The organism is Streptomyces oceani (genome assembly GCF_001751245.1).
Taxonomy (GTDB): domain Bacteria; phylum Actinomycetota; class Actinomycetes; order Streptomycetales; family Streptomycetaceae; genus Streptomyces; species Streptomyces oceani.
Map to the genome: position 1 here is coordinate 149261 of NZ_LJGU01000113.1, position 23917 is coordinate 173177.

The 23917-nt window shown below is 71.6% G+C and carries 20 protein-coding genes; 4 read left to right on the top strand and 16 right to left on the bottom strand.

Translation table 11 applies throughout. From position 1 onward, the window contains the following. Positions 1-5 precede the first annotated feature (5 nt). Entirely contained in the window at positions 6-1232 is a 1227-nt protein-coding gene (locus AN216_RS06505) for an NADH:flavin oxidoreductase (protein WP_070195631.1), read from the bottom strand. A gap of 109 nt (positions 1233-1341) precedes the next feature. Continuing rightward, on the bottom strand, positions 1342-2103 hold the full coding sequence (locus tag AN216_RS06510) for an SDR family NAD(P)-dependent oxidoreductase (protein ID WP_070195632.1): 762 nt from the start codon (positions 2101-2103) through the stop codon (positions 1342-1344). 381 nt (positions 2104-2484) lie between these two features. Here AN216_RS06510 and casG point away from each other — a divergent pair, with 381 nt between their 5' ends. Next, positions 2485-4128: a steroid-24-oyl-CoA synthetase gene (casG, locus tag AN216_RS06515; RefSeq protein WP_070195633.1), complete on the top strand. Its 1644-nt coding sequence runs from the start codon at positions 2485-2487 to the stop codon at positions 4126-4128. Positions 4129-4256: 128 nt separating this feature from the next. On the opposite strand, the gene AN216_RS06520 is transcribed toward casG, so the two are convergent. The 6 genes from AN216_RS06520 to AN216_RS06545 form a co-directional block, all read right to left on the bottom strand. Beyond that, the gene (locus tag AN216_RS06520; protein ID WP_079166326.1) at positions 4257-4961 is read right to left on the bottom strand and encodes a PaaI family thioesterase; all 705 of its coding nucleotides are present in this window, start codon (positions 4959-4961) and stop codon (positions 4257-4259) included. Continuing rightward, positions 4958-5848, bottom strand: coding sequence for a MaoC/PaaZ C-terminal domain-containing protein (locus AN216_RS06525; RefSeq protein ID WP_070195634.1), 891 nt, complete (start codon positions 5846-5848; stop codon positions 4958-4960). The genes AN216_RS06520 and AN216_RS06525 overlap by 4 nt, the downstream gene beginning before the upstream one ends. A gap of 15 nt (positions 5849-5863) precedes the next feature. Then, complete coding sequence (locus tag AN216_RS06530; protein ID WP_070195635.1) at positions 5864-8071, bottom strand: acyl-CoA dehydrogenase family protein; 2208 nt, start codon at positions 8069-8071, stop codon at positions 5864-5866. Between the two features lie 7 nt (positions 8072-8078). After that, positions 8079-9239, bottom strand: coding sequence for a steroid 3-ketoacyl-CoA thiolase (locus AN216_RS06535; RefSeq protein WP_070195636.1), 1161 nt, complete (start codon positions 9237-9239; stop codon positions 8079-8081). 138 nt (positions 9240-9377) lie between these two features. After that, positions 9378-10154: an SDR family oxidoreductase gene (locus AN216_RS06540; RefSeq protein WP_070195637.1), complete on the bottom strand. Its 777-nt coding sequence runs from the start codon at positions 10152-10154 to the stop codon at positions 9378-9380. A 460-nt stretch (positions 10155-10614) separates the two neighbouring features. After that, the gene (locus AN216_RS06545) at positions 10615-11373 is read right to left on the bottom strand and encodes an SDR family NAD(P)-dependent oxidoreductase (RefSeq protein WP_070195638.1); all 759 of its coding nucleotides are present in this window, start codon (positions 11371-11373) and stop codon (positions 10615-10617) included. A 175-nt stretch (positions 11374-11548) separates the two neighbouring features. Here AN216_RS06545 and AN216_RS06550 point away from each other — a divergent pair, with 175 nt between their 5' ends. After that, a complete protein-coding gene (locus AN216_RS06550; protein WP_170843049.1) occupies positions 11549-12001 on the top strand; it encodes a YybH family protein in 453 nt (150 codons plus the stop codon). Positions 12002-12056: 55 nt separating this feature from the next. On the opposite strand, the gene AN216_RS06555 is transcribed toward AN216_RS06550, so the two are convergent. Both AN216_RS06555 and AN216_RS06560 read right to left on the bottom strand, forming a co-directional pair. Continuing rightward, positions 12057-13544 carry an FAD-dependent oxidoreductase gene (locus tag AN216_RS06555; protein ID WP_079166327.1) on the bottom strand — a complete coding sequence of 496 codons (1488 nt, stop codon included), beginning with the start codon at positions 13542-13544 and terminating at the stop codon, positions 12057-12059. Then, positions 13541-14470 (bottom strand): VOC family protein, encoded by a 930-nt coding sequence (locus AN216_RS06560; protein ID WP_070195640.1) that lies wholly within the window; start codon positions 14468-14470, stop codon positions 13541-13543. The genes AN216_RS06555 and AN216_RS06560 overlap by 4 nt, the downstream gene beginning before the upstream one ends. A 155-nt stretch (positions 14471-14625) precedes the next feature. On the opposite strand from AN216_RS06560, the gene AN216_RS06565 reads away from it, so the two are divergent. Next, entirely contained in the window at positions 14626-15846 is a 1221-nt protein-coding gene (locus AN216_RS06565; protein ID WP_070195641.1) for an RNA-guided endonuclease InsQ/TnpB family protein, read from the top strand. A gap of 106 nt (positions 15847-15952) precedes the next feature. Here the strand turns inward: AN216_RS06565 and AN216_RS06570 are convergent, their stop codons facing one another. The 6 genes from AN216_RS06570 to AN216_RS06595 all read right to left on the bottom strand — a co-directional run bounded on the left by AN216_RS06570 (position 15953) and on the right by AN216_RS06595 (position 23057). Further along, positions 15953-17137: an acyl-CoA dehydrogenase family protein gene (locus AN216_RS06570; RefSeq protein WP_070195642.1), complete on the bottom strand. Its 1185-nt coding sequence runs from the start codon at positions 17135-17137 to the stop codon at positions 15953-15955. An 8-nt stretch (positions 17138-17145) separates the two neighbouring features. Further along, positions 17146-18195, bottom strand: a complete 1050-nt coding sequence (gene dmpG, locus AN216_RS06575; RefSeq protein WP_070195643.1) for a 4-hydroxy-2-oxovalerate aldolase — start codon at positions 18193-18195, stop codon at positions 17146-17148. Between the two features lie 22 nt (positions 18196-18217). Further along, entirely contained in the window at positions 18218-19126 is a 909-nt protein-coding gene (locus tag AN216_RS06580) for an acetaldehyde dehydrogenase (acetylating) (protein WP_070195644.1), read from the bottom strand. Between the two features lie 215 nt (positions 19127-19341). Further along, entirely contained in the window at positions 19342-20376 is a 1035-nt protein-coding gene (locus AN216_RS06585; RefSeq protein WP_070195645.1) for a ferredoxin--NADP reductase, read from the bottom strand. A gap of 75 nt (positions 20377-20451) precedes the next feature. Then, a complete protein-coding gene (locus AN216_RS06590) occupies positions 20452-22194 on the bottom strand; it encodes an FAD-binding protein (RefSeq protein WP_070195646.1) in 1743 nt (580 codons plus the stop codon). Further along, entirely contained in the window at positions 22191-23057 is an 867-nt protein-coding gene (locus AN216_RS06595) for an alpha/beta fold hydrolase (RefSeq protein ID WP_070195780.1), read from the bottom strand. Before AN216_RS06595 ends, AN216_RS06590 begins: the two co-directional genes overlap by 4 nt. Positions 23058-23314: 257 nt before the next feature. On the opposite strand from AN216_RS06595, the gene AN216_RS06600 reads away from it, so the two are divergent. Then, the gene (locus AN216_RS06600) at positions 23315-23896 is read left to right on the top strand and encodes a flavin reductase family protein (protein WP_420855694.1); all 582 of its coding nucleotides are present in this window, start codon (positions 23315-23317) and stop codon (positions 23894-23896) included. Positions 23897-23917 lie beyond the last annotated feature (21 nt).

The window sequence follows — 23917 nt, forward strand, 5'->3', positions numbered from 1 at the left end:
CCCTCTCACCCGGTGATCGGGGCGCTGGTGCGGACGCCGATCGTGTCGACGAGCACGCAGCGGGTGCCGCCGTAGATGGTGACCATGCACTTGTTGCAGTGGATGCACAGTGACGGGGTGGCCTCGTCCGCTCGGATGCGGTTGACCAGGTCCGGTTCGCGCAGCAGCGCGCGGGCCATGCCGACGTACTCGAAACCCTCCCGCATCGCCAGGTCCATGCTCGAGCGGTCGGTGATGCCACCGAGGAGGACCAGCGGCAGGTCGACGGCCGCGCGGATCTGCCGTGCCTGCTCGAGCAGATAGGCGTCCCGGTAGGGATACTCGCGCAGGACACGGTTCCCGACGAGCTTGACCCCGGTCCGTACCGGCTCGGGCATCACGGAGGCGAACTCCCGCAGCGGGACGTCGCCCTTGAAGAGGTACATGGGGTTCAACAACGAACTGCCGACCGTCAGTTCCAGGGCGTCGAGCGACCCGTCCGCCTCCAGCCACTGGGCGACCGGGATGGCCTCGTCCAGCCAGAAGCCGCCCGGGACACCGTCGTCCATGTTCAGCTTGGCCAGCACGGCGACCTCTTGGCCGACCTCGGCACGTACGGCCCGGGCGATCTCCCGAGCGAGGCGGGCGCGGTTCTCCAGGCTGCCGCCGTACTCGTCCTTACGGCGGTTGACCCGCGGGCTGAGGAACGAACTGGCGAGATAGTTGTGCCCCAGGTGGATCTCCACCGCGTCGAAGCCCGCGTCCACGGCCATGCGCGCGCCCTCCGCGTGCTGCCGGACGATGCGCCGCAGGTCGGCGCGCGTCGCCTCACGCGCGAAACTGAGGGTCGTCTTGTGGAAGTGCCGACTGGGGGCCAGGGCCGGGAGGCCGTTGGACTTCGGGTTGGCGACCGGGCCGGCGTGTCCGATCTGCGCGGAGACGGCCGCCCCTTCGGCGTGTACGGCCTCGGTCAGCCTACGCAGCCCCGGCAACGCCTCGGTCCGCCACAGCACCTGGTGCCGGTCGGTCCGGCCCTCCGGCGCGACCGCGCAGTAGGCGACGGTGGTCATGCCCACTCCGCCGGCCGCGTGCCGTACGTGGAAGTCGATCAGCTCCTGGGTGACAAGGCTGTCACGGCTCAGCCCCTCGTACGTCGCCGCCTTGATCGTGCGGTTCCGCAGGGTGAGGGGGCCGAGCTCCGCGGGGGCCAGCACGTCCGGGACTCCGGACGTCTGGTGCGCGTTCTGGGTCAAGATGATGCCTCCGTCCGCACACCTGTCAGGGTGGGCGGTCGCGACGTTAGCCACCGGATGACCGGCGCGGCCGGGTCGATCCCGCTGACCGGGAGATGCCGCTCGGGTGTCAGTCGAAGTTGGCCTGTCCGCCGTCCAACGGCACCGTCGCACCGGTGAGGTAGCGGGCGTCCGGTCCGCAGAGCATCGCCACCGCACGCCCGATGTCCTGCTCGCAGTCCCCGACGCGGCGCAGCGGGATGGTCTCCGAGAAGGCCGCCGCCTCCTCCGGGTTGGCCCGCTCCCACCGCAGGTATCCGGGTGAGGCGGCGTGCGGGGCGATCGCGTTCACCCGGATACCGTCCGGCCCCCACTCGTTCGCGGCCGTGCGGGTCAGCGAGCGGATGGCGGTCTTCGCGGCGGCGTACGCGCCGTAGGTGCTCAGGTCCCAGCGGACCATGGCGGCGGTCACCAGGTTGATGATCACGCCGTCGCCGCCGCGCCGCAGGTGCGGATGGCACGCCTTCATGAACGCGAGGGCGGCGAACGGCCCGCTGTGGAAGCCGCGCTGGAAGTCCGTGTCACTGAGTGAGAGCAGCGGACCGTACTTCCCGCTGTACGCGTTGTTGACCAGGATATCGAGGGCGCCGAAGCCCTCGGCGACCTCCTCCACCACCGCCGGAATCCGCTCGGTCTCCAGCACGTCGCAGGGAAACGCCTCGGCTCGTGCCCCCCGTTCCCGTAGCAGTTCACAGGTCGTCTCCAGCTTCCCGGGCGTGCGCCCGAGCACCGCCACCGACGCCCCCCGCTCGGCGAGCGCGAGGGCGATTCCCTGGCCTACGCCCTGTCCCGCCCCCGTGACGACCGCGACCTTGCCGTCCAGATGTCCCACGGTTCCTCCTCGCTTGACGCGGCACCACTGCCCCCGGCGATCCTCTGGACGCCGCACCTCGCGTGCGATCCCGGGTCCCGCTGAGTGGTACGGGCTCGCGGCGCCAGCAGTCGTACGGCCCACCACCCGTTCCTTCCGGTGACCCCGGCGGGCGGGAGCGTGCGTACGCGTGCGGAGGACGTGCCCGCTCCCGCTCCTGGTCCCGGTCACCGGGAGCCGGCTTTCCCCGGAGAGGCGGAGGAGAAGAATGGCGCCCGTCTTGAACCCAGAGCGTCTCGCGGTAGGTGGGTGGGAGCGGGAGCGCGCCGGGCATCGGCGTACAGCCCGAACAGGGTGCCGCTCACCCACCGCCGGACGCTCCTACTCGCGAGGGGGTCGCCCATGAGCGCGACGACGGACCACCGGGAAGCGGTGTCGGAGGTCGTGCGGCGGCTCACCGCTCCCGGTGGCGCCTTCGAGTTGGCGCACGAGGACGTACTCGGCGCACGCATGCGGGTGTTCGCCCACCGCCGTACCTCACTCACCGAGGTGCTGTCCGACTCCGTACGGCACGGCGAGCGCGACTACCTCGTCACCGAGCGGGAACGGATCTCCTTCGCGGAACACGCGCGCCGGGTCGCGTCGCTGGCGCGGGTGCTGCACGAGGGGTACGGCGTCCGTAAGGGCGACCGGGTGACGATCCTCGCGCAGAACACGCCCGGGTGGATCGTCGCGTTCTGGGCGACGGTGTCGCTCGGCGCGATCGCGGTGGGCGGCAACTCCTGGTGGTCGGCCCGGGAGATCGAGTACTCCCTCGGCCATACCGGCCCCAAGCTGGTCATCGCCGACGCCAAACGGGCCGCGCTCGTCGACACCTCCCAGGTGCGTCTGCTGACGCTCGAGGAGGACATCGAGGAACTCTCCCGCCGGCACCCGGACGCGCCGCTGCCGACGCCGGAGATCGACGAGGACGACCCGGCGGTCATCGTGTACACCAGCGGCACGTCGGGCCGCCCGAAGGGCGCGGTGCACTCGCATCGCAATCTGCTGGCCGTCATCGACTACCACCGGCTCAACGGCGCCGTCGCCACGGAGATGGGCGACCCCCTGCGGCCCGCGGACCGCCGCCACCTGCTGGCGCTGCCGCTGTTCCACATCGCGACGCTGCACAATCTCGCCGTCCCCCGGATCGCCGACGGGGGCACCGTCGTCCTGCACCTGGGCCGGTTCGAGGTGGACCGGGTGCTGCGGCTCGTCGAACGCGAGCGGGTCACCAACTGGGGCGCCGTACCGACCATGGCCCACCGTCTGCTCGAACACGGTGACCTGAGCCGGTACGACCTGTCTTCCCTGACCGCGTTCTCCCTCGCCTCGGCGCCGTCCTCACCGGCATTCCACCGGCGGCTGCGCGCGGCGCTCCCGGTCGCCGGGCGGGCGCTCGCCAACAGTTACGGGCTGACCGAGTCCTCCACCGGCGCGGCCGTGGCGACCGCGGCCGACCTCGCGGAGTCGCCGGACTCCCTGGGGCGTCCGGTCGTCACCGTGGAGGTCGAGGTCCGCGACCCCGCGGGACTGCCGCTCCCCGAGGGGGAAGAGGGCGAGATCTGCCTGCGCAGCCCGTTCGTGATGCTCGGGTACTGGCAGGACACGGCCGCCACCGAGCAGGCCATCCGGGCGGACCGCTGGCTGCACACCGGCGACATCGGGGTGTTCGAGGGCGGCCGGCTACGGCTCACCAGCCGGCGGTCCGACCTGATCCTGCGCGCGGGTGAGAACGTCTACCCCGCGGAGGTCGAGGACGTGCTCGCGGAGTGCCCGGGAGTTCGGGAGTGCGTGGTGGTCGGAGTGCCGCATCCGGACCTGGGGCAGGAGGTGGCGGCCGTGGTGGTGACCGACGGACGCACCGCGCTCGACGAGTCCGAGCTGGTGGAGTTCACGCGGGAGCGGCTGGCGCGCTACAAGGTACCGTCCCGGTGGCGGCTCACCGAGGAGGGCCTGCCCCGGAACGCGACCGGGAAGGTGTTGCGCCGTGAGGTGACCACCTGACCCGGAGGACCGGAGGGGAACGCGGAGAGGCCGGCCTACCAGCCGGCCTCTCCGCGGTTTGGGGGAACTCGGGGGAAGGCGCCCGGCGGCCCGGGGCCGGAGGTCGGAGTGCCCGGGCCGCCGAACGCTCAGCGTGGGCGGGGCAGGTGTTTGGCGATGAACAGCCCCTCCGCGGTCACGCAGTCCCGCCCGCCCGCCGCGATCCCGCCGACCGTACGGATCTTCGCGCCGTCCACGGAGATCTGCCGGCCGGTGATCGTCAACGGTTCGAACAGCGGCGAGGGACGCCGGTAGCGCAGCGTGAGTTCCGCGGTCATCCCGGAGAGGCCGGCCCAGTGGTTGGCGACCCCGAAGGTGTGGTCCAGCAGCAGTGCCGAAACGCCACCGTGCACGCACCCGGGCGGACCCTGGTAGGCGATGCCCAGCGTGACGGTGCCCTCGACGGAGCCGTCCGCCCTGCCCGTCAGTCGCAACGGGGGCGCCAGGGCGTTCTCCGGACCGGTCACCGGGTCGTGCCGGGTGATGCCGTCGCCCCGCCACATGTTCACCAGCCGGGTCTCCCGGGCCGGGGCGTGCTCCTCCAACTGGTCCGCGACCGCGTGGAGTTGCTTGGCCATTCCGGCCATGTCGGCGGCGGTGTCGTCACCGGTACGCAGGAGGGCGGAGATCACCCGGCGGGCGGCGGCGGCTGCCCCGTCCACGCCGTCCTCGTGTGCCTCCGCGACGAGTCCGTCGGGACGTACGGCGGACCCGCCGGCCCCGGCGGACCCGGCGAACCCGGCGAACCCGGGGGCCTCGGGGGTCCCGCCGGTCTCGGGACCTTCGGCACTCACGCGACCACCGTCGCCTTCGCGTGGGTGAGCACCGGCGCGTCGTCCCGCTCGGGACAGGTGGCGTGCAGCGTCAGTTCCTCGCCCGCGCGCCACACCCGCGTCCGGATCGTCTCCCCAGGGCACAGGGAGCCCGCGAAGCGCACGGACAGGTCCGTCAGCCGCGTCACGTCACCGTCCAACAGGCCGTCCGCCAGCGCCTTGCAGACCAGTCCGTACGACGCGAGCCCGTGCAGGATCGGCCGTTCGAAGCCGGCCCGCCGCGCCACCCCCGGGTCGGCGTGCAGCGGGTTCAGATCGCCGTTCAGCCGGTAGAGCAGGGCCTGTTGCGGGGTCGTGGGCGTGTCGAGTACGACATCCGCCGGGCGGTCCGGGGCCGACCAGGGGGTCGCGGGAGCCGGATCACCGCCGAAGCCTCCCTCGCCACGGGCCCAGAGCCGCATCGTGGCGGTCCACAGCGGCTCGCCTCGTGGATCGACCGCGGCGGACTCCCGTACGATCAGCGCGGCCTTCCCCTTGTCCCACAGTTCGGTGACGCGTGAGCTGACCGTGGCCTCCCCGGCGGGCGGCAGCGGCCGATGGACCCGAAGTCCCTGTCCCGCGTGCAGGATCGAGCGGAGATCGATGTCGACACCCGGCGTGTCCAGGGACGCCCCCGGCGCCGAGGCCCCGGAGGCCGATCCCGCGGAGGCCGAGATCCCACTCCCGGCGACCATGGCGAAGGTCGGCAGCACCGTGAGGTCCCGTTCGTAGGTGAGGTGCAGCTCCGGGTCGGCGTCGTCCCCGCCGGCCCCGAGACTGAGGTGGTAGAGCAGCACGTCCCGGGTGGTCCAGCTGATCTCCTGCACCGAGGGGGGTGCGCTCAGCGCCGTGTCGCGGTCGATGGCCATGTCCAGCCTTCCTGTTCAGCCGTGCTTCGGGGCGGGTGCGGGGTCGCGTGGCAGGCGTAGCAGCCGCTCGCCGATGATGTTCAACTGCACCTCGGTCGTGCCGCCCGCGATCGACATGCAGCGGGAGTTGAGGAACATCCAGGTGGCGTCCTGCCGCGGTCCCTCGCCGGTCAGTGCCGCGCTGCCCCGCCAGTCCACGGCCGTCTCCCAGACCTGTTGCAGGTGCTCCACGCCGAGCAGTTTCGCGATGCTGGCCTCCGGGCCCGGTTGCTTCCCGGAGACGGAACGCAGCGTCGTACGCAGTCCCAGCAGCCCCACCGACTGCGCGTCGCACAGGACGTGGCCGAGGTGCGCGTACCGTTCGTCGTCCATGTCCCCCGGCTCGTTGGTGGCGAGCTCCAGCAGCGCCTCGCCGCCCGAGCCGAGCGCGGAGTCGTGGGACAGCGCGACCCGCTCGTTGACCAGCGTGGTGCGGGCGAGCTTCCAACCGTCCCCCGGCTGGGCTACGAGCATCTCGTCCGGGACGAACACCTCGTCGAGGAACACCTCGTTGAACTCCGCCTCGCCGGTGATCTGCCGCAGCGGGCGGATCTCGATGCCCGGGACCCGCATGTCCAGCAGGAAGTACGACAGGCCCTTGTGCTTGGGCGCTTCGGGGTCCGTACGGGCGAGCAGGATGCCCCAGTCCGCCTCGCGGGCACCGGAGGTCCACACCTTCTGCCCGGTGAGTCGCCAGCCGCCGTCGACCCGCTCCGCGCGGGTGCTCAGCGCGGCGAGGTCGGAACCGGCACCGGGCTCGCTGAACAGCTGGCACCACACGATGTCCCCGCGCAGGCTCGGCCCGAGGAACCTCTCCTGCTGCGCGGTGTCCCCGTGCTCGATGAGCGTCGGCACCACCCAGCCGCCGATGACCATGTCCACCGCGGTCAGTTCCGCCGCCCGCAGCTCCTCGGCGATGACGAGCTGCGCGAGGGCGTCCGCGCCCTTTCCCCAGGGAGCGGGCAGATGCGGAGCGGTGTATCCGTGGTCCGCGAGGTAGGTGAGGCGTTCCCGCTCCGCCATGGCGGTCGCCGCCCGGAGTTCGGCCCGCACCTCGGCGCGTACGGTCTCCGCCTCGGGCGGAAGCTCGACGCCGAGGCTCCGCCGCGCGCCGTCCAGGGTGAGCCGGCAGACCCTACGGCGCCAGCGGGCCGTCGGTCCGAGGGCGACGCGCAGGGTCTGGGCACGACGCAGATAGAGGTGGGCGTCGTGTTCCCAGGTGAAGCCGATCCCACCGAGGACCTGGATGCAGTCCTTGGCGACGTCGAAGGCCGCCGCCACGCTGGTCGCGCCGGCGACGGCAGCCGCGAGTGACGCCTCACGCGGGTCCTCCACGGCGCCGGGGTCGCCGGCTCGGGCGGCGTCCCAGGCACAGGCGCGGGCCTGCTCGGCCTGCGCGAGCATGCGCGCGCACCGGTGCTTGACACCCTGGAACTGGCCGACGGGCCGGCCGAACTGCTCCCGTACGGTGGCGTACTCGGCGGCGGTGGCGACCGCCCAGTCGGCGAGGCCCGAGGACTCCGCGGCGAAGAGCGTCGCGGCCAGGTCGAGGGGCAGCCGCGGGTCCACCGACAGCTGGTCGTCGGCCGGCACCGGCACGTCGGGACGCGGGCGCACCCGCGAGGACCGGCGGGTGAGGTCGTGGCTGCGGTGGTCGGTGGTCTCCACCGAGGTGCGCGGCAGCACCAGCCAGGTGGTGTCCTCGCCGTCCCGGACCGGCAGCACGAAGAGGTCGGCCGTATGCCCGCCGATGACGAGCGGGCACTCGCCGGTGAGCGTCGTCGCGCCGTCCCGGGCGCGGGAGAGCGTCAGCGTGCCCGGCTCCAGCCCCACGGCTCCGATCGTGCTGCCCTCGGCCAGGCCGGGCAGCCACTGCCGGTGGCCGGCGCGGTCCAGGATCGCGGCGGCGAGCGTGGTGGGGAGGAAGGGGCCCGGGGCCATGGCTCGGCCCAGTTCCTCGACGACGACGGCGAGTTCCACGAGCCCGTAACCGCTGCCGCCCGACTCCTCGGGCAGGTGCAGGCCGAGGAGGCCCTGCGCGGTGAGGGTCGGCCAGTAGGGCGGCGGGCTCTCGTACTCGGCGTCCGTCACCGCGCGGACGACGTCCTGGGTGATGTGCCGGGTGGCGAACGCGCGTACGGAGTCGCGCAGATCGCGGTGTTCTTCGGTCAGCCCGATCGTCATGGTGTTCTCAGATCCGTTCGATGATCGTCGCCGTCGAGTGCGCGCCCCCGGCGCACATGGTGATCAGCGCGGTGGACTTGTCGCCGCGCTCCAGTTCGTACAGCGCCTGGGTGAGCAGCCGGGCGCCGGTGGAGCCGACCGCGTGACCGAGGGCGATGGCGCCACCGTTGACGTTCACCCTGTCCAGGTCGGCCTGGTGGGCTTGGGCCCAGGACAGCACGACGGAGGCGAACGCCTCGTTGATCTCGACGAGGTCGATGTCGTCCAGGGCCATGCCGGCCTTGCGCAGGACGTGTTCGGTCGCCGCGACGGGACCGTCGAGGTGGTAGTACGGGTCCGCGCCGACCATGCCGGAGGCCACGATCCGGGCGCGCGGGCGCAAGCCCAGCCGATCGGCGCTCTCCCGGCTCGCCAGCAGCACGGCGGCGGCACCGTCACTGATCTGTGAGGAGTTGCCGGCGGTGTGGATGCCCTCCGGGAGAACCGGCTTGAGCCCGGCCAGTGCCTCCGCCGTGGTCTCCCGTAGCCCCTCGTCCCGGGAGACCACGACGGTCTCGCCGGTCGGGCCCTCGGAGTCGAGGACGGGGGCCTCGATCTCCAGGATCTGGTCGCCGAAGCGCCCCTCCTCCCACGCCCGGGCGGCCTTGCGTTGCGAGGCGAGGCCGAGCGCGTCGGCCTCGGCACGACCGATGCCGCGATCGCGCGCGATCCGTTCGGCGGCGGTGAACTGGTCTGGCATGTCCAGCGACCAGCTCTCGGGGACCGGCGAACCGGTGTCGGGGGTCAGCGCCTGCCCCAGGAAGACCCGGCTCATCGACTCGACGCCGCAGCCGACGCCCACGTCGATCGCTCCGGACGTGATCAGACCGGCGACGAGGTGCACGGCCTGCTGGGACGAGCCGCAGGCGCAGTCGATGGAGGTGCACGCGGTGGCGTGCGGTAGGCCGGCGTGCAGCCAGGCGTTCCGGGTGACGTTGTTGGACTGCTCGCCGGCCTGGGTGACACAGCCGCCGACGACCTGCTCCACGGCGTCCGGAGCGAGCCCCGCCCGGTCCAACAGGCCCCGCTGGGCCAGCCCGAGCAGTTCGGCCGGGTGCAGCCCCGCGAGCGCCCCTCGGCGCCGGCCGACCGGTGTGCGCGCGGCTTCGACAATGACGGCCTCGGCCATGGTTCTCCCGTCAGGTGGGGCGGCCCGTCAGTTGGGGCCGGGTCGGTTCTGCCAGGAACCAGAACTAGAATTCATTCTGGAATTCCGCAAACCGGAGTCCCACTGAGTGGCCAGCGGCCGCCGCCCCGCCGCCTCGGGTCAGAAGACCTCGGGCCCCCGCAGGGTCGCCTCGGCTCCCCCGTCGACGTACAACACCTGGCCTGTCACCTGGGAGTTCTCCGGGCTGATCAGCCACCGCAGCGCGGCGGCGATCGTCCCCGCCTCCGAATGGCCACCGAGCGGCATCGGCACCGCCTCGTCCATGACCTTCTGCTGCTCGGGAGTGAGGGAGTGGGCCGCGGACATCGGAGTACGCACCACCCCGGGGGCGACCGCGTTCAACGGAATCCCCGCGCCCGCCCACTCGTCCGTCACGCAGACCGAGCGCAGCCACCGAGCCAGGGCCGCCTTGGAGGAGGGATAGAGCTTTCGGCCCTCCCCTCGCTCGGCCACCGTGGCCGCCGCCGCGAGCGCCGCCGTCTCGTCGCCGGCGAGGCAGGCGTCGATGATGTCCGGTGAGTTCGGCTGGGTGCCGCTGATGGAGCCGACGACGGCCGCCCTCGGCAGCGAAGCCGCCATCAAGGCCGGTCGCAGGCCGCGCAACAGTTCGGTGGCGCCGAAGTAGTTCACCGCCACGGTGCCCTGCGTCGTCCCCGAGACGCCGGCGCAGGCGACCACCGCGTCCACGACTCCCCCGGTCGTACGGGCCACCTCCTCCACCGCCTCCCGCCGCCCGGTCGGGCTGCCGAGGTCCGCACAGACCTCTGCGTCCCGCAGATCGATGCCGGTGACCTCGTCTCCCCTGGCACGCAACTGCCCGGTGAGTTCCCTGCCGATGCCGGAAGCCGCTCCGCTGACTACCACCTGTCGTGCCATTACTGATACCTGCTTCCTGCTCCTGGCGATGAGTTGGGCTTCGGGTCCTGGTGACTCGACTTTGTCGGACAACCGACGGGTACGGGAGCCCTGGGCCGGCAGCGGTCCGTACCAATCATGATGGGCCAACCGCCTTCGCATGGCCGGGTCTTGGTGCCCGCACAAACGATCCCGTCGCCTTCTGGGTTCGCTCGCCTCCCAGTTCTGAGCTCGGCGGCCGCAGCTCCCGACCAAGCAGCGCGGTCGCGCTCGGGGCAACCATCTCTCCCTGCCCGCCGTTCTGTGGGTACGGCGAGTGAGCCGAAGAGCGCGCCGGTGTGGAAAGTGACGAGACCAAGTGAGCGAGCAGTGGGGTCTCCCCAGGCCGTAGGCCGAGGGGAGGAGCGAGTGCAGTGTCGAGGAGCGTCGACACCGGGTTCGAGCGCTCGGAGGCGAACCGAGCGCGGAAGAAGCCCCCAGCTCAGGTGTGGGAGCCACCGTCGACCCGGACCTCCGCTCCGGTGAGATAACCACCGTCCCTGGACGCCGCGAAGGCGAGGACTCCGGCGATCTGCTCGGGATCGGCCACGCCCCGGGGGGACCGGATGCGCTGGTAGTAGCTGGCGTCGAGCTCCGGTGGCAGCACGTCCGCACCCGTGAGGGGTGTGGCCACCGCTCCGGGTGACACGGGTACGACGCGGATACCGCGATGCGCCACCTCCGACGCCAGGCACAGCGAGAACGCCAACACGGCCCCCTTGGAGGCGGAGTAGGCGCTCATGTACGGGTTCCCGTGGGTGGCCGAGGAAGAGGCGACATTGACGATCACGCCCGTGTCGTCCGGCAGGTGTGGCAGGGCCTCGCGGCAGAAGAGCGCCGTCCCCACCGCGTTGACCGTGAACAGCCGCTGCATGTCGCTGACCGTCAGCCGGTCGATCGGGGTCGTCCGGTGGATGCCGGCCACGTTGATCAGGACGTCGATGCCGCCCAGTTCGCCCACGGCCGCGCTGATTGCGTCGATGACCGCCCGCTCGTCGGAGACGTCGGCGACGTGCGGCACGATTCGGCCCGCTGCTCCCGGTTCCGCTGTCGCGGCCTCGACGGTACGGCGGAGGCCGTCTTCCGACAGGTCGACGGCGAGGACCGTCCCACCCTCGGCCACGAGACGTACCGCCGTGGCCCGGCCGATGCCCGAACCCGCTCCGGTGAGCAGGATGTTGACTCGCTCGAAACGGTTCATCGCGGCCCTTCGCCTCGCTGTCCACGTCCGGTCGAGGCACGGTACGCAGGCACCGGAGGCCGTACGGGACGCGTCCCGCTCACCGGAAGGGCACCGGGGCGGCGGGGCTCCGTCGCCCCGGCTCGTCGACCCGAGTTGGTGCCGGGTCGACGAGCCGGGTTATGATGTGTGAGTCATGACACCCCATCATGACCCGCGTTCCACAGACTCCGCCCAGAGCGGCGCGACACATACCGCCCAGAGCGGCACCGATCCGATGGTCACCGAAGCCCTGGCCGAGCACGTCGCACGGTGGGCCGAGCTGTTCAGCAGCGGCGACGCCGCCGGACTCGACCAGCTCTACGAGGACGGCGGCGTGTTGGTCCCCGTCCCCGGTCATCCCGTCACCGGCCCGGAGAGGTCCGCGGCCAACACGTACCTGCTCAGTCACGGCGTGCCGATGGAGGCCCGCGTGCGCCGTTGCTACGCGGCCGGCGACATCGCCCTGCTCGTCGTGGACTGGTCACTCAAGGGCACTGGGCACGACGGCACCGAGATCGACATGTCCGGGACGGCGACCGACGTGCTCCGGCTCGGTGCGGACGGTCGGTGGCGGTACGTCATCGACAACCCCGCCGGCGTCGCGTAGGGCACCGGTCGGCCGGTGTGCGTGGCCCAATCGGGTCCCGCACGCCCGTGCCGCGTCAGCCGCCGGCCGCCGCCCGTCCCGCCCTACGCCCGAAGAAGGTGCCGTCACCCAGCGACGTACCGCTGACATAGCCCGCGCCGTGCAGGCCGGAGCTGGCCCGGCCGGCCGCGTACAGGCCCGGGAGGGGAGCGCCGGAGACGTCCAGCACGGCGCCGTCGACGGTCGTGCGGAGCCCGCCCAGGGTGAAGCCCGCCGCTCCCGTCCCGGCTCCGGCACTCCCCCGGCCGCCGGCATGGAAGCCACGGCGTGGGTCGATTGCGGCGAGGGGCGGCTTCAACGGCCGCAGCCAGTCGGCGTCCTTGTGGAAGTACGGGTCCCGCCCCCGCTCGGCGTGCTGGTTGTACGTGCCGACGGAGGACTCCAGCGCGCCCGCCGGCATCCCGAGCCGGTCCTCGAGCGCGGCCAACTCCTCCTCGACGAACTCCGGCAGCACGCCCCAGCGTTCCGCCTCAGGGACGCTCTCGAAGCCCTCCTCGTCGATGATCACCCAGTACGGGCCAGGCTGGGTCAGCACCGCCGCCGCGCTGAACAGGCCGGGATAGACGTCCTCGTTGACGAACCGCTGACCGTGCCCGTTGACCAGCATGCCGCGTACGGCCAGGGCCGGCAGCACGGTCATGGCGACCTCGACCACGGACATCCGCCGGGTCGCCGCGCCGATCGCGGACGCCATCCGGATGCCGCTGCCGTCGTCCAGGCCATCGCTGACCTTGCCGTGGCCCAGCAGCGCGGGCGCGTGGTCGGCCAGCATCTCCTCGTTGTCCACGAAGCCTCCGGTGGTCAGGACGACGGCCCGGCGGGCGCGGAAGGCGACGTCCTCGCCGTGCCGCCGGCCGGTGACCCCGACCACCCGTCCGGCGCCGTCCACCACCAGCGCCGTGGCCAGGGTGTCCGGCTCGGTCGCGGCTCCCGCGCCCCGGGCGGCGGCGATCAGCTTCTCCATCAGGAGCCAGCCACCGTACGCCCCGGTGGCGGGCCGGTGCCCGCGGGGGACGGGCCGCGCCAGGGTGTTGTACGGCCAGGCGTTCTCGCCCAGCCACATCAGCCCGTCCGTCGAGGGCGGCATCCAGGTCGGGGACTCCCACAGGCTGTGCTCGAAGGTGACGCCCCGGTCGACGAACCACCGGAAGTGCTCGGTGCTCTCCTCGCAGTACACCCGCAGCTTCTCCGGGTCGGCGTGCGGCCCGAGAGCGGCCTCGAGGTAGCGGAACATGTCCTGTGTGGTGTCCTGGTAGCCGCACGCGTCCTGTACGGGCGTCCCGCCGCCGAGGTAGAGCTCGCCACCCGAGAGGGCCGAGGAGCCTCCCGGCCCGCCGGCCCGCTCCAGCACCCGTACGTCCGCGCCGGCCGAGGCGGCCTCGAAGGCGGCGGCGGCACCGGCGCAGCCGAAACCGACCACGAGGACGTCGCACTCGGCGTCGTAGCGGCCGACGGAGCCGGCCGGCACCGGGGTCGCCGGCGTCGCCGACCGGGCCGGGCTCATCGACCGGAGCCGGGCGGCAGGAACGCCGCGAGCGGCTCCGAACCGGACCAGTCGTGGCCCCAGTAGCTGTCCGCGGTGATCTCCTCGGCCGTGTAGGACGACTCGTCGACGAGCATGCCCTCGGTGCCGTACTCCAGGTCCCAACCTCCGGGGGCGCGCACGTAGAAGGAGACCATCTGGTCGTTGGTGTGGCGACCCAGGGTGGAGGAGAGCGGGAAGCCCTGGCGTGCCACGTTGTCGAGCGCGCGCCCCACCGCGTCCAGGCTGTCCACCTCGACCATGAGGTGCACCAGGCCGGGTTCCGCGTCGTGCGGGGCCGGGCACAGGGCCAGGCTGTGGTGTCGCTGGTTGACTCCCATGAAGCGCACCCTCCGCACCGGGGCGTCCGCGTCCCGACCGCCGAGCCGGATGGCGCCGCGCGGCAGGAAGCCGAGCACCTCGGTGTAGAAGGTGACGGTCTCCTCCATCCGGATGGTGGGCAGGACGACATGGCCCATGCCCTGGGCTCCGGTGACGAAGTCCTGCCCCAGGCCGGTCAGTACGGGGCTGTGGTCGAGGATCGGCCCGAAGAAGACCTCGACCGGGACGCCGGCGGGATCGTCGAAGGTGATGGCCTCCTCCACCCCGGCCTCGTCGGCCTCCTCCCGGGTCAGCGCCTTGACCGGGGTACCGCAGGACTCGACGTCGCGGGCGACGGCTGCCAACGCGAACTGGTCGCGTACCTCCCAACCCACGGCTCGGACCCGGTCGGTGTCCCCCGGCAGGACGGCGAGGCGCGCCCGGCGCTCGTCCATGCGCAGGTACAGGCCGTCCGGGTCGGGTCCCGAGCCCTCGGCGAAGCCGAGCGCGCCGACGGTGAGTTCGCGCCAGCGGGCGATGTCCCGCGTCTGAACCCGGAGATAGCCGAGTCCTCGGATCTGCGTCATCTGATCTCCTCCGTGGATACCCCGAGCTTTAGCTCGGGGAGGAAACGGAGCCTCTGCGGAGCAGGGCAGGGAGCGGGGATGCACCGCCAGGGCGGAGCCTCGTATCCACCAATTTGCCGCAGTAGGCCACACATTGACGTGCTAATTTGTGAGTCATGGCCACCCACGTGAAGCGGGCGTTTAAGTACCGCTTCTATCCGACGGATGCGCAGGCGGCAGAGCTGTCGCGCACTTTCGGATGCGTGCGAAAGGTCTACAACCTCGCCCTCGCGGCTCGTACCGAAGCCTGGTACCAGCGCGGGGAGCGAGTGAACTACAACGCCACCTCGGCCATGCTGACAGCGTGGAAGAAGACCGAGGAACTGGCCTACCTCGCCGAGGTGTCGTCGGTGCCGTTGCAGCAGACGCTGCGGCACTTGCAGACCGGTTTCGTGAACTTCTTCGCCCAGCGGGCGAAGTACCCGCGCTTCAAGTCCCGGAAAAAGTCCCGGGCGTCGGCCGAGTACACGTCCTCGGCGTTCCGGTACAAGGACGGGAGGCTCACCCTGGCGAAGATGACCGAACCACTGGGCATCGTGTGGTCCCGGCCACTTCCCGAGGGTGCGAAGCCGTCCACCGTGACGGTCTCCCGTGACGCCGCGGGGCGCTGGTTCGCCTCCGTGCTGTGCGACGATCCAGCGGTGAAGCCGTTGACCGCCACGGACACGGCGGTCGGGGTGGACGTCGGTCTCGACCACCTCCTGACGCTTTCCACGGGAGAGAAGATCGCCAACCCGAGGCACGAACGTCGTGACCGGGACCGTCTGGCGAAGGCCCAACAAAACCTCGCGAAGAAGGCCAAGGGCGACGGCGCCAACCGGGCCAAGGCCCGGCGCAAGGTCGCCCGTGTGCATGCGAGGATCGCCGACCGACGCCGCGATATGCTGCACAAAGTCACCACTCGGCTCGTCCATGAGAACCAAGTGGTCGTGATCGAGGACCTGACCGTGCGGAACATGCTCAAGAACCACAGCCTCGCCCGAGCTATCTCGGACGCGGCCTGGCACGAGTTCCGGACGATGCTCGAATACAAGGCGCAGTGGTACGGGCGGGAACTGGTGGTCCTCGACCGCTGGTTCCCCAGCTCGAAACTGTGCTCCACCTGCGGCACCCTGGCTGACAAGCTGCCGCTCAACGTCCGCACCTGGACGTGTGACTGCGGGACGATCCACGACCGGGACGTGAACGCGGCCATCAACCTCAAGGCCGCCGGGCTGGCGGTTTCGGCCTGTGGAGCCGGTGTAAGACCCAGGCGGCGTAAGCCGGGCGGGCAGTCGGCGATGAAGCAGGAAGTCCCCCGGAGCGATCCGGGCCGCGCAAGCGGCGGACGACCGTAGGCCGTCCCGGAATCCCCCTGCCTCAGCTCGGGGAGTAGTCAAGTCTTCCTCTCCTTCGTCTCCCTCGTCCGGACCGGGGCCCATAACTGACGCGGCACCAGTGCCGCTAGATCATGGAGCGCATCGGCCCCTGCGGCGGCTCGACGCCGATCTCCGTCATCGCCGCCACATGGAAGACCGCGCCGGTCACGTGGATGGCGTGGGCGAGGCCGGTGTGCGCGTCGCGCCAGAACCGCTGGATGGGGTTGCTCATCCGCATGGCGTTGCCACCGGAGCGGGCCACGATCTCGTCGACGGCCTGCACGGCCCGCCACGCGGCCCGCGTCTGGGTGCGCCGGCCGATCGCCCGCCGCTCGAAGCTGATCCGCTCGCCGGCCGCCACCTGGTCGTGCAGTCGCGAGATGTTGTCGATCAGCGCCGATCGGGAGGCGGCGATCTCCGCGGCGGCCTCACTGACGGCGTAGAGGACGTACGGGTCGTCCCGGGAGGCCGTGCCGGTGATCTGGACGCGGTCGCGCTGGTAGGCCAGATGGTGGGCCAGGGCGCCCTCGCAGGCACCGATGACCGCTGCCGTGATGCCGAGTGGGAAGGCCGCGGAGAACGGCAGGTGGTACGTCGGGTTGGTCAGCCCGGCCTCCCGCGCCAGGCTGCCGTCGACGACCTTCGCGTAGTCGACGACCCGGTAGGAGGGCACGAAGGCGTCCTTGACCACCACGTCCTTGCTGCCCGTCCCGCGCAGGCCGACGACGTCCCAGGTGTCCTCGACGATCTCGTAGTCGGCCCGGGGCAGGATCACGTGCATCGACCGCGGCGGGGTGAGTCGTTCGCCCTCCGCGTCCGCGAGGAAGGCGCCGAGGAAGATCCAGTCGCAGTGGTCGGTGCCGGAGGAGAACTGCCAGCGGCCGTTGAAGACGTAGCCGCCGTCCACGGGACGCAGCACCCCCATGGGCGCGTACGGGGAGGCGATCCAGGTGTCCTGGTCCTCGCCCCAGATCTCCTCCTGCACCCGGGGATCGGCCATCGCCATCTCCCAGGGGTGGACGCCGACGACGCCGGCGACCCACCCCGTCGATCCGTCGCAGGCGGCGATCCGCATGACCGTCTCGGCGAACTCCCTCGGCTCCAGCTCCAGGCCGCCGTGGACCTCGGGCTGCAGCATCCGGATGGCGCCGGTTTCCCGCAGCACCTTGGCCGTCTGGTCGTCCAGCCGTCCCAGCGACTCGTTGGCGGGTCCCAGCTCGCGGATCTCGTCCGCGCGCTCGCTGATCGCGTCGAGTACGGGGTTGGGCATGCTCGTCCTCACTTCCCTGCGGAGGCCGACTGGGCGGATGCCTTCTCCGCCAGGGCGACGGCGATTTCGATGAGTTGGTCCTCCTGGCCGCCGACGAGCTCGCGGCGGCCCGCCTCCAGGAGGATCTCGGCGCCGGAGACGCCGTACTTCGTGGCTTGGCGATCGGCGTGCTTGAGGAAGCTGGAGTAGACACCGGCGTAGCCCATCGTCAGGGACAGCCGGTCGAGCAGGCACTCGCCGTCCATGACCGGTCGGACCACGTCCTCGGCGGCGTCGATGATCTTCAGGGGGTCGACGCCGGTGCGGATCCCGAGCTTCTCCGCGACCGCGACGAAACCCTCGACGGGCGTGTTGCCCGCCCCGGCGCCGAACCGGCGGGTCGAGCCGTCGATCTGGTGCGCTCCGGCCCGCACGGCGAGGACCGAGTTGGCGACGCCGAGCCCGAGGTTCTCGTGGCCGTGGAAGCCGACCTGGGCGTCCGCGCCCAGCTCCGCCACCAGCGCGGAGATCCGGTCGCTGGTCTCCTCCAGTACGAGCGCGCCGGCGGAGTCCACGACGTACACGCACTGGCATCCCGCGTCGGCCATGATCCGCGCCTGGCGCGCGAGCTCCTCCGGCGGCTGGCTGTGCGACATCATCAGGAACCCGACGGTCTCCAGCCCGAGTTCCCGGGCCAGCCCGAAGTGCTGCACCGCGATGTCCGCCTCGGTGCAGTGGGTGGCGATCCGGCAGACGGCCGCGCCGTTGTCGGCGGCCTGCCGGATGTCGTCCCGCACTCCGAGCCCCGGAAGCATCAGGAAGGCGATCCGGGCCCGCTCGGCGGTGTCCACCGCGGCCTTGATCAGCTCCTGCTCGGGCGTGTGGCTGAATCCGTAGTTGAACGAGGAACCGCCGAGGCCGTCCCCGTGGGTCACCTCGATGACGGGGACTCCGGCGTCGTCGAGCGCGGCGACGATGGACCGCACGTGCTCGACGGTGAACTGGTGCTGTTTCGCGTGCGAACCGTCCCGCAGGGACGAGTCGGTGAGACGGATGTCGAGGTCCGCGCTGTACGGCATGGCAGGGGCACTCCTTGGAGGTTCAGGACGCGGCGCGCTGGGAGACGATCCGCTGGGCGAAGCCCTCGCCGACCCGGGTGGCGGCGGCGGTCATGATGTCGAGGTTCCCGGAGTACGGCGGCAGGAAGTCGCCCGCGCCCTCGACCTCGAGGAAGACCGCGACCCGCGCGAGTCCCCCGCTCACCGCGGTCGGTTCGTCGAACTGCGGCTCGGTACGCAGCCGGTAGCCGGGGACGTACGCCGCGACGTCCGCGACGACCTCGTGGATCGACTCGGCGATCGCCGCGCGGTCGGCGTCGGCCGGGATGGCGCAGAAGACGGTGTCCCGCATCAGCATCGGCGGCTCGGCCGGGTTGAGGATGATGATGGCCTTGCCCCTGCGCGCGCCGCCGAGCGTCTCGATGCCGCGGCTGGTGGTGAGGGTGAACTCGTCGATGTTGGCGCGGGTCCCGGGCCCGGCGGAGGGCGAGGCCACGCTGGCGACGATCTCCGCGTACGCCACCTCCGTTACCCGGGAGACGGCGTGCACCATCGGGATGGTGGCCTGTCCGCCGCAGGTGATCAGGCTGACGTTGGGGGCCTCCAGCCGCTCGCCGAGGTTGACCGCGGGCACCACCGCCGGGCCGAGGGCGGCGGGGGTCAGGTCGACGGCCTGGATGCCCAGTTCCGCGTACCGGGGCGCGTTCTGCTTGTGCACGGCGGCCGAGGTCGCCTCGAAGACGAGGTCCGGGCGCTCCTCCTGGTCCAGCAGCGGGTCCACACCCTCGGCGCTGGCGCTCAGTCCCTCCTCCGCCGCGCGCTTGAGGCCCGGGCTCCGCGCGTCGACGCCGATCATCCACCGGGGCTCGATGGCCTCGGACCGGAGGAGCTTGTACATCAGGTCGGTTCCGATGTTCCCGGAACCGACGATCGCGGCGGTCGCCTTGGTCACTGTTCGAACCTCATCCGAATCGAGGGGCCTCGGTCGTGTCGGGTGGATCTGCGCGAGCCCGCGGCGATCCGGATGACACGGCCTGGGCCCAAGCTGTCAGCGCGGCGGTCGCACCGCCCCGGCTCTCCCGCTCAGCGGGAGTGGGGTCCCGAGGGCGAAGCCGGCCAGAGCGGCCCGTGGGGCCTCCCCAGGCCGGAGGCCAGGGGATGAGCGGCTCACCCGTCGTAGGTGATCCTGAGGTGCTCGCTGAGCGGCAGCGCCTGGCAGGCGAGGACGAATCCGTCGGCGAGGTCGCGCTCGTCCAGCACGTCGTTCCGCTCCATGGCCACCTCCCCCTCGACCAGTAGGCAGGTGCACGCGCTGCACCTGCCCTCCCGGCAGGAGTACGGCGCCTCCAGGCCGGCCGCCAGAAGCACGTCGAGCAGCTTGTTGCTCGACGGCCAACTGACCGTCCGTGCCGCTCCGTCGAGTTCGACCTCGACCGTGCTGGTGGGTCCGGTGGCGTCGATGACGGTCTCGGCCTCGGTGAACGGATCGGTGGTCAGTGACGAGAACCGTTCGACGTGCGTCCGGTCCCGGGGCACGCCGAGGCCGTCGAGCGTCGCGGTGGCCAGGTCCATGAAGGGCTCCGGGCCGCAGACGTACGCCTGCCGGCCGGCGTACGGCTGGATCAGCGCCGTCAGGCCCTCGGGGCCCGGCAGCCCCTGCACGGACTCCAGCCAGTGCACGACGGCGATCCGGGAGCCGTACTCGGCGGCCAGCGCGGTGAGTTCGTCCCGGAAGATCACGGAGTGCTCGTCCCGGTTGGCGTAGAGCAGGGTGACGGAGCCGGAGCCCCCGTGCAGGCAGGACTTGAGGATCGACATCACCGGAGTGATCCCGCTGCCGGCCGCGAGGAGCAGGAAGTCCTCGTCGAGCGAGTCCGGGGTGAACGTGCCCGACGGTGGCAGCACCTGGAGGGTGTCGCCCTCCACGACGTGGTCGCAGATCCAGTTCGAGGCGTACCCGTCGGCCGTACGCTTCACGGTGATCCGCGGCTTCTCGTCCCGCAGCGGGGAGCTGCACAGCGAGTAGCAGCGCGCGACCGCCCCGTCGTGTTCGGACGGTATCCGGACGGTCAGGAACTGACCGGGCCGGTACTGGAACTCCTCGTGTGTCGCGTCCAGCGGTTCGAGCGCGAGCGAGTGCGCGTCGGCGGACTCGCGTACGACCTCGACGACACGAACGGTGATCGGGCTGGCTCGCCCCATGGCTCCTCCGCTTTCCCGCTTCTGTCTTGCCCCCGGGCGCTCAGATCCCCGGAAACGCTCAAGCTCCGGAAACGCTCAGGCCGGATCGACGGCGGACCGGGCCGTGGCGCCGCTGTCGCCGGCGTCGCTGGTTCCGGCGGCGCTGGCCGCGGGGGCGGTCTGCCGGGCGGCCGCGTGCCGGGCGGCGACGTAGCCGAAGACGAGGGACGGGCCGATGGTCGCGCCGGGTCCGGCGTACTCGTTGCCCATCACGGAAGCGGAGGTGTTCCCGGTCGCGTACAGGCCCGGGATGAGCGACCCGTCCTCCCGAAGCACCCGGCTGTGCTCGTCACAGACCAGCCCGCCCTTGGTGCCGAGGTCGCCGACCTCGATGCGTACGGCGTGGAAGGGCGGCTTGACGATCTCGTCCAGGTTGGGATTGGGCAGCGTCGGATCGCCGTAGTAGCGGTCGTACGCGCTGTCGCCGCGGCCGAAGTCGGTGTCCTCGCCGGCGCGGGCCAGCTCGTTGAACCGTTCGACGGTCTGGGTCAACTGCTCCGGGGGCAGGCCGACCCGGTCGGCCAGTTCGGCGATGGTGTCGGCTCGGTGCGCCAGACCGCTCGCGTAGAACTCCTCGGGGAACGGCATGCCGGGCAGGACCTGCGCGAACGGATAGCGGGCGCGGGCCTTCGCGTCCATCACGAACCAGGCCGGGACGTGACCGCCCGCCAGTTGGTCGTGAACGAAGTTGACGTACGGCGCGGACTCGTTGGTGAACCGCCTGCCGTCGGCCGAGACGATCACGGACGGTGGGATGCACCGCTCGGACACCAGCGGGATCGTCGCTCCCGAGGGGTGCCGCACCGAGGGCATCCACCACGCGTCGTCCATGAAGTCGAGCGCCGCGCCCAGGCCCCGGCCGGCCACGATGCCATCGCCCACGTTCTCCTGTGCCCCGGCGCTGAAGTCCGCCTGGCTGCCCACCGGCAGGTGCTCCTCGCGCATCTCCTGGTTGTGGTCGAAGCCGCCGGTCGCGAGGAGCACGCCGTGCCGTGCCCCGATCCGTACCTGAGTGCCGTCCGCCCGGCGGGCGACGAGGCCGGTCACCGTGCCGTCGGGGGCGGTGACGAGTTCGGTCATCGGCGTCCGCAGCCACACCGGGACGTCCGCGTCCTTGAGCGCCATCCGCAGCCGGGCCACGAGCGCGCGCCCGCCGGTCGCCATGTGCCGCCGGCGCACCACGTTGGACGACACCCGCCAGGCCGCGACGACGGAGGCCCACCGGCCCCGCCAGGTGCGCTTGACCATCGCGAGGTCCCGGTAGTCCTTGGCGGTGATCCACAGGCCGAGCGGTCCCTTGAGGCTGTTGGGCCGCTGGAACTCCTCGTCCGCGCCCAGCTTGCGGGTGTCGAACGGCAGCGCCTCGACGGACCGGCCCAGCGGCCGGCCGCCCTCGTACTCCGGGTGGTAGTCGGCGTACCCCTTGACCCAGAAGAAGCGCATCCAGCGGCTCCTACCGAGCAGCCGCATCGTCTCCGGGCCGTGCTCGACGTACGCGTCCAGCCTCGCCGCCGGGACCCGGCCCTCGGTGAGGTGGTCGAGGTAGCGGCGGACGGACCCGGGGCTGTCGTCATGACCCCTGGCGCGCAGCGTGGGGTTGTTGGGGATCCAGATACCGCCGCCGGATATTCCGGTCGTACCGCCGAACATGCCGCCCTTCTCCAGCACGACGGTGGACAGCCCGCCGTCCGCGGCGGTCAGCGCGGCGGCCATGCCGCCTCCGCCGCTGCCCACCACGACGAAGTCGAACTCGTGGTCCCAGGACGCCTCTGCGCTCACGCCGACTCCTTCCGGGTCAGGAAGGCGAGTACGGCGCTCTCCCAGGCCGACTTCCGCTCGATCATCACCCAGTGCCCGCAGTTCGGGAACACGTGGAGTTCGACGTCGGGGATGGTGCGCATCGGCACGATGGACATGTCCACGGGGCTGACCCGGTCGTCGCGGCCCCAGGTGATGAGGGTCTTCGCCCGCAGCTTGTGCAGCATCGCCCAGTACGGCGGCTCGTCGGACTTCGCCGCGGCGGCGGCGCGGGCCGCGAACGCGGCGCTGCCGTACACGCTCTGGGCGTTGGCGAGGGCCTGCGGGTCGGTGCCCAGCTGCCACCGCTCCTCGACCAGCTCGTCGGTGACCAGGGCCGGGTCGTACACCATGGAGCGCAGCCAGCGGACCAGCCCGTCGCGGGTGGGGTTGTCGGTGAACTCCGTCAGCAGCCTGATCCCCTCGCCGGGTCCGGGGCTGTGGAGGTTCCTGCCGATCCCTCCGATGGTCACCAGCCGCCGTACGCGGTCCGGGTTCCGCAGGGCGAACTGGGTGCCGACGATGCCGCCCATCGAGTTGCCGACGACGTCGACCCGGCGCAGGTCCAGCGCGTCCAGGAAACGGCCGACGGTCGCCGGGGCGGTGACCATGGGGTGCCCGTCGAGCGGGTCGCTGACGCCGAACCCGGGAAGTTCCAGGACCAGGCAGCGGAAGTGCTTGGCGAAGGTGGCGAGATTGCCGCGGTAGTTCCGCCATCCCGTGACGCCGGGCCCGGAGCCGTGCAGCATCAACAGCGGCGGACCGTCACCGGCCTCGTGGTAGCGCAACACGCCCTGATCGGTCACGAGCTCGCGTGCGGTGGACTCGTAGCTCAGTTCCGTCATCGTCCCTGCCCTCGGCTTCCCTGCGATCGGCTTGGAACGTAACGGGCGGCGAGCGAGCGACGCCGCGGTCATCCCGATCAGCGGGACGCGTGCGGGCCGGACCGCGGAGACGGTACGAACCAGCCCGGCGCGCCCGCGTGTTCCACTCATCGGGAGCGTGCCGTCCGCGCCCGGCGGCATGCCGCCTACCTTCTGTCCGTACACGCTCACCGGCACGCCCGTGCCCTCGACCAGCACTCACCGTGCGCAGCGTAGAGGTGAACCCGTTGACAGCAGAGTCCGTGGCCGCACCCGAGACGGACGTGGCGGCCTCGCCCACCCCACCCCAGATGAGGCGGGCGATGGGGGCGTTCGCGACCGGCGTCACCGTCATCACCGGCCTGGCCGTGGACCGCGAACCGGTGGGCTTCGCCTGCCAGTCCTTCGCGTCCGTCTCACTGGAACCGCCCCTCGTCCTCTTCTGCGCCGGGCACAAGGGGCGTACCTGGCCGAGAATCCGCGCCTCCGGACGCTTCTGCGTGAACGTCCTGGCCGAGGACCAGACCGACCTGTGCACCAGGTTCGGATCCGGCGAGGGGCGGAAGTACGAGGGACTCGACTGGGACCTCTCCCGTTGGGACACCCCGAGCCTGCGTGGCGTACTGATGCGGGCGCACGCCGAGGTGTCCGAGGTTCACGTCGCCGGGGACCACGACGTGGTGATCGGCCGGGTGCTCCAGTTGGAGACGGCGGACGAGGAGCGGCCGATGCTCTTCTTCCGGGGACGCCTCGGCGTCCACGAGGAACCGGCCGCCGGCTCCGCTCCCCTCTCCTGGGGATGGGGGAACCACTGGGGTTGACCCGCGCCGGACCCCCGGCGG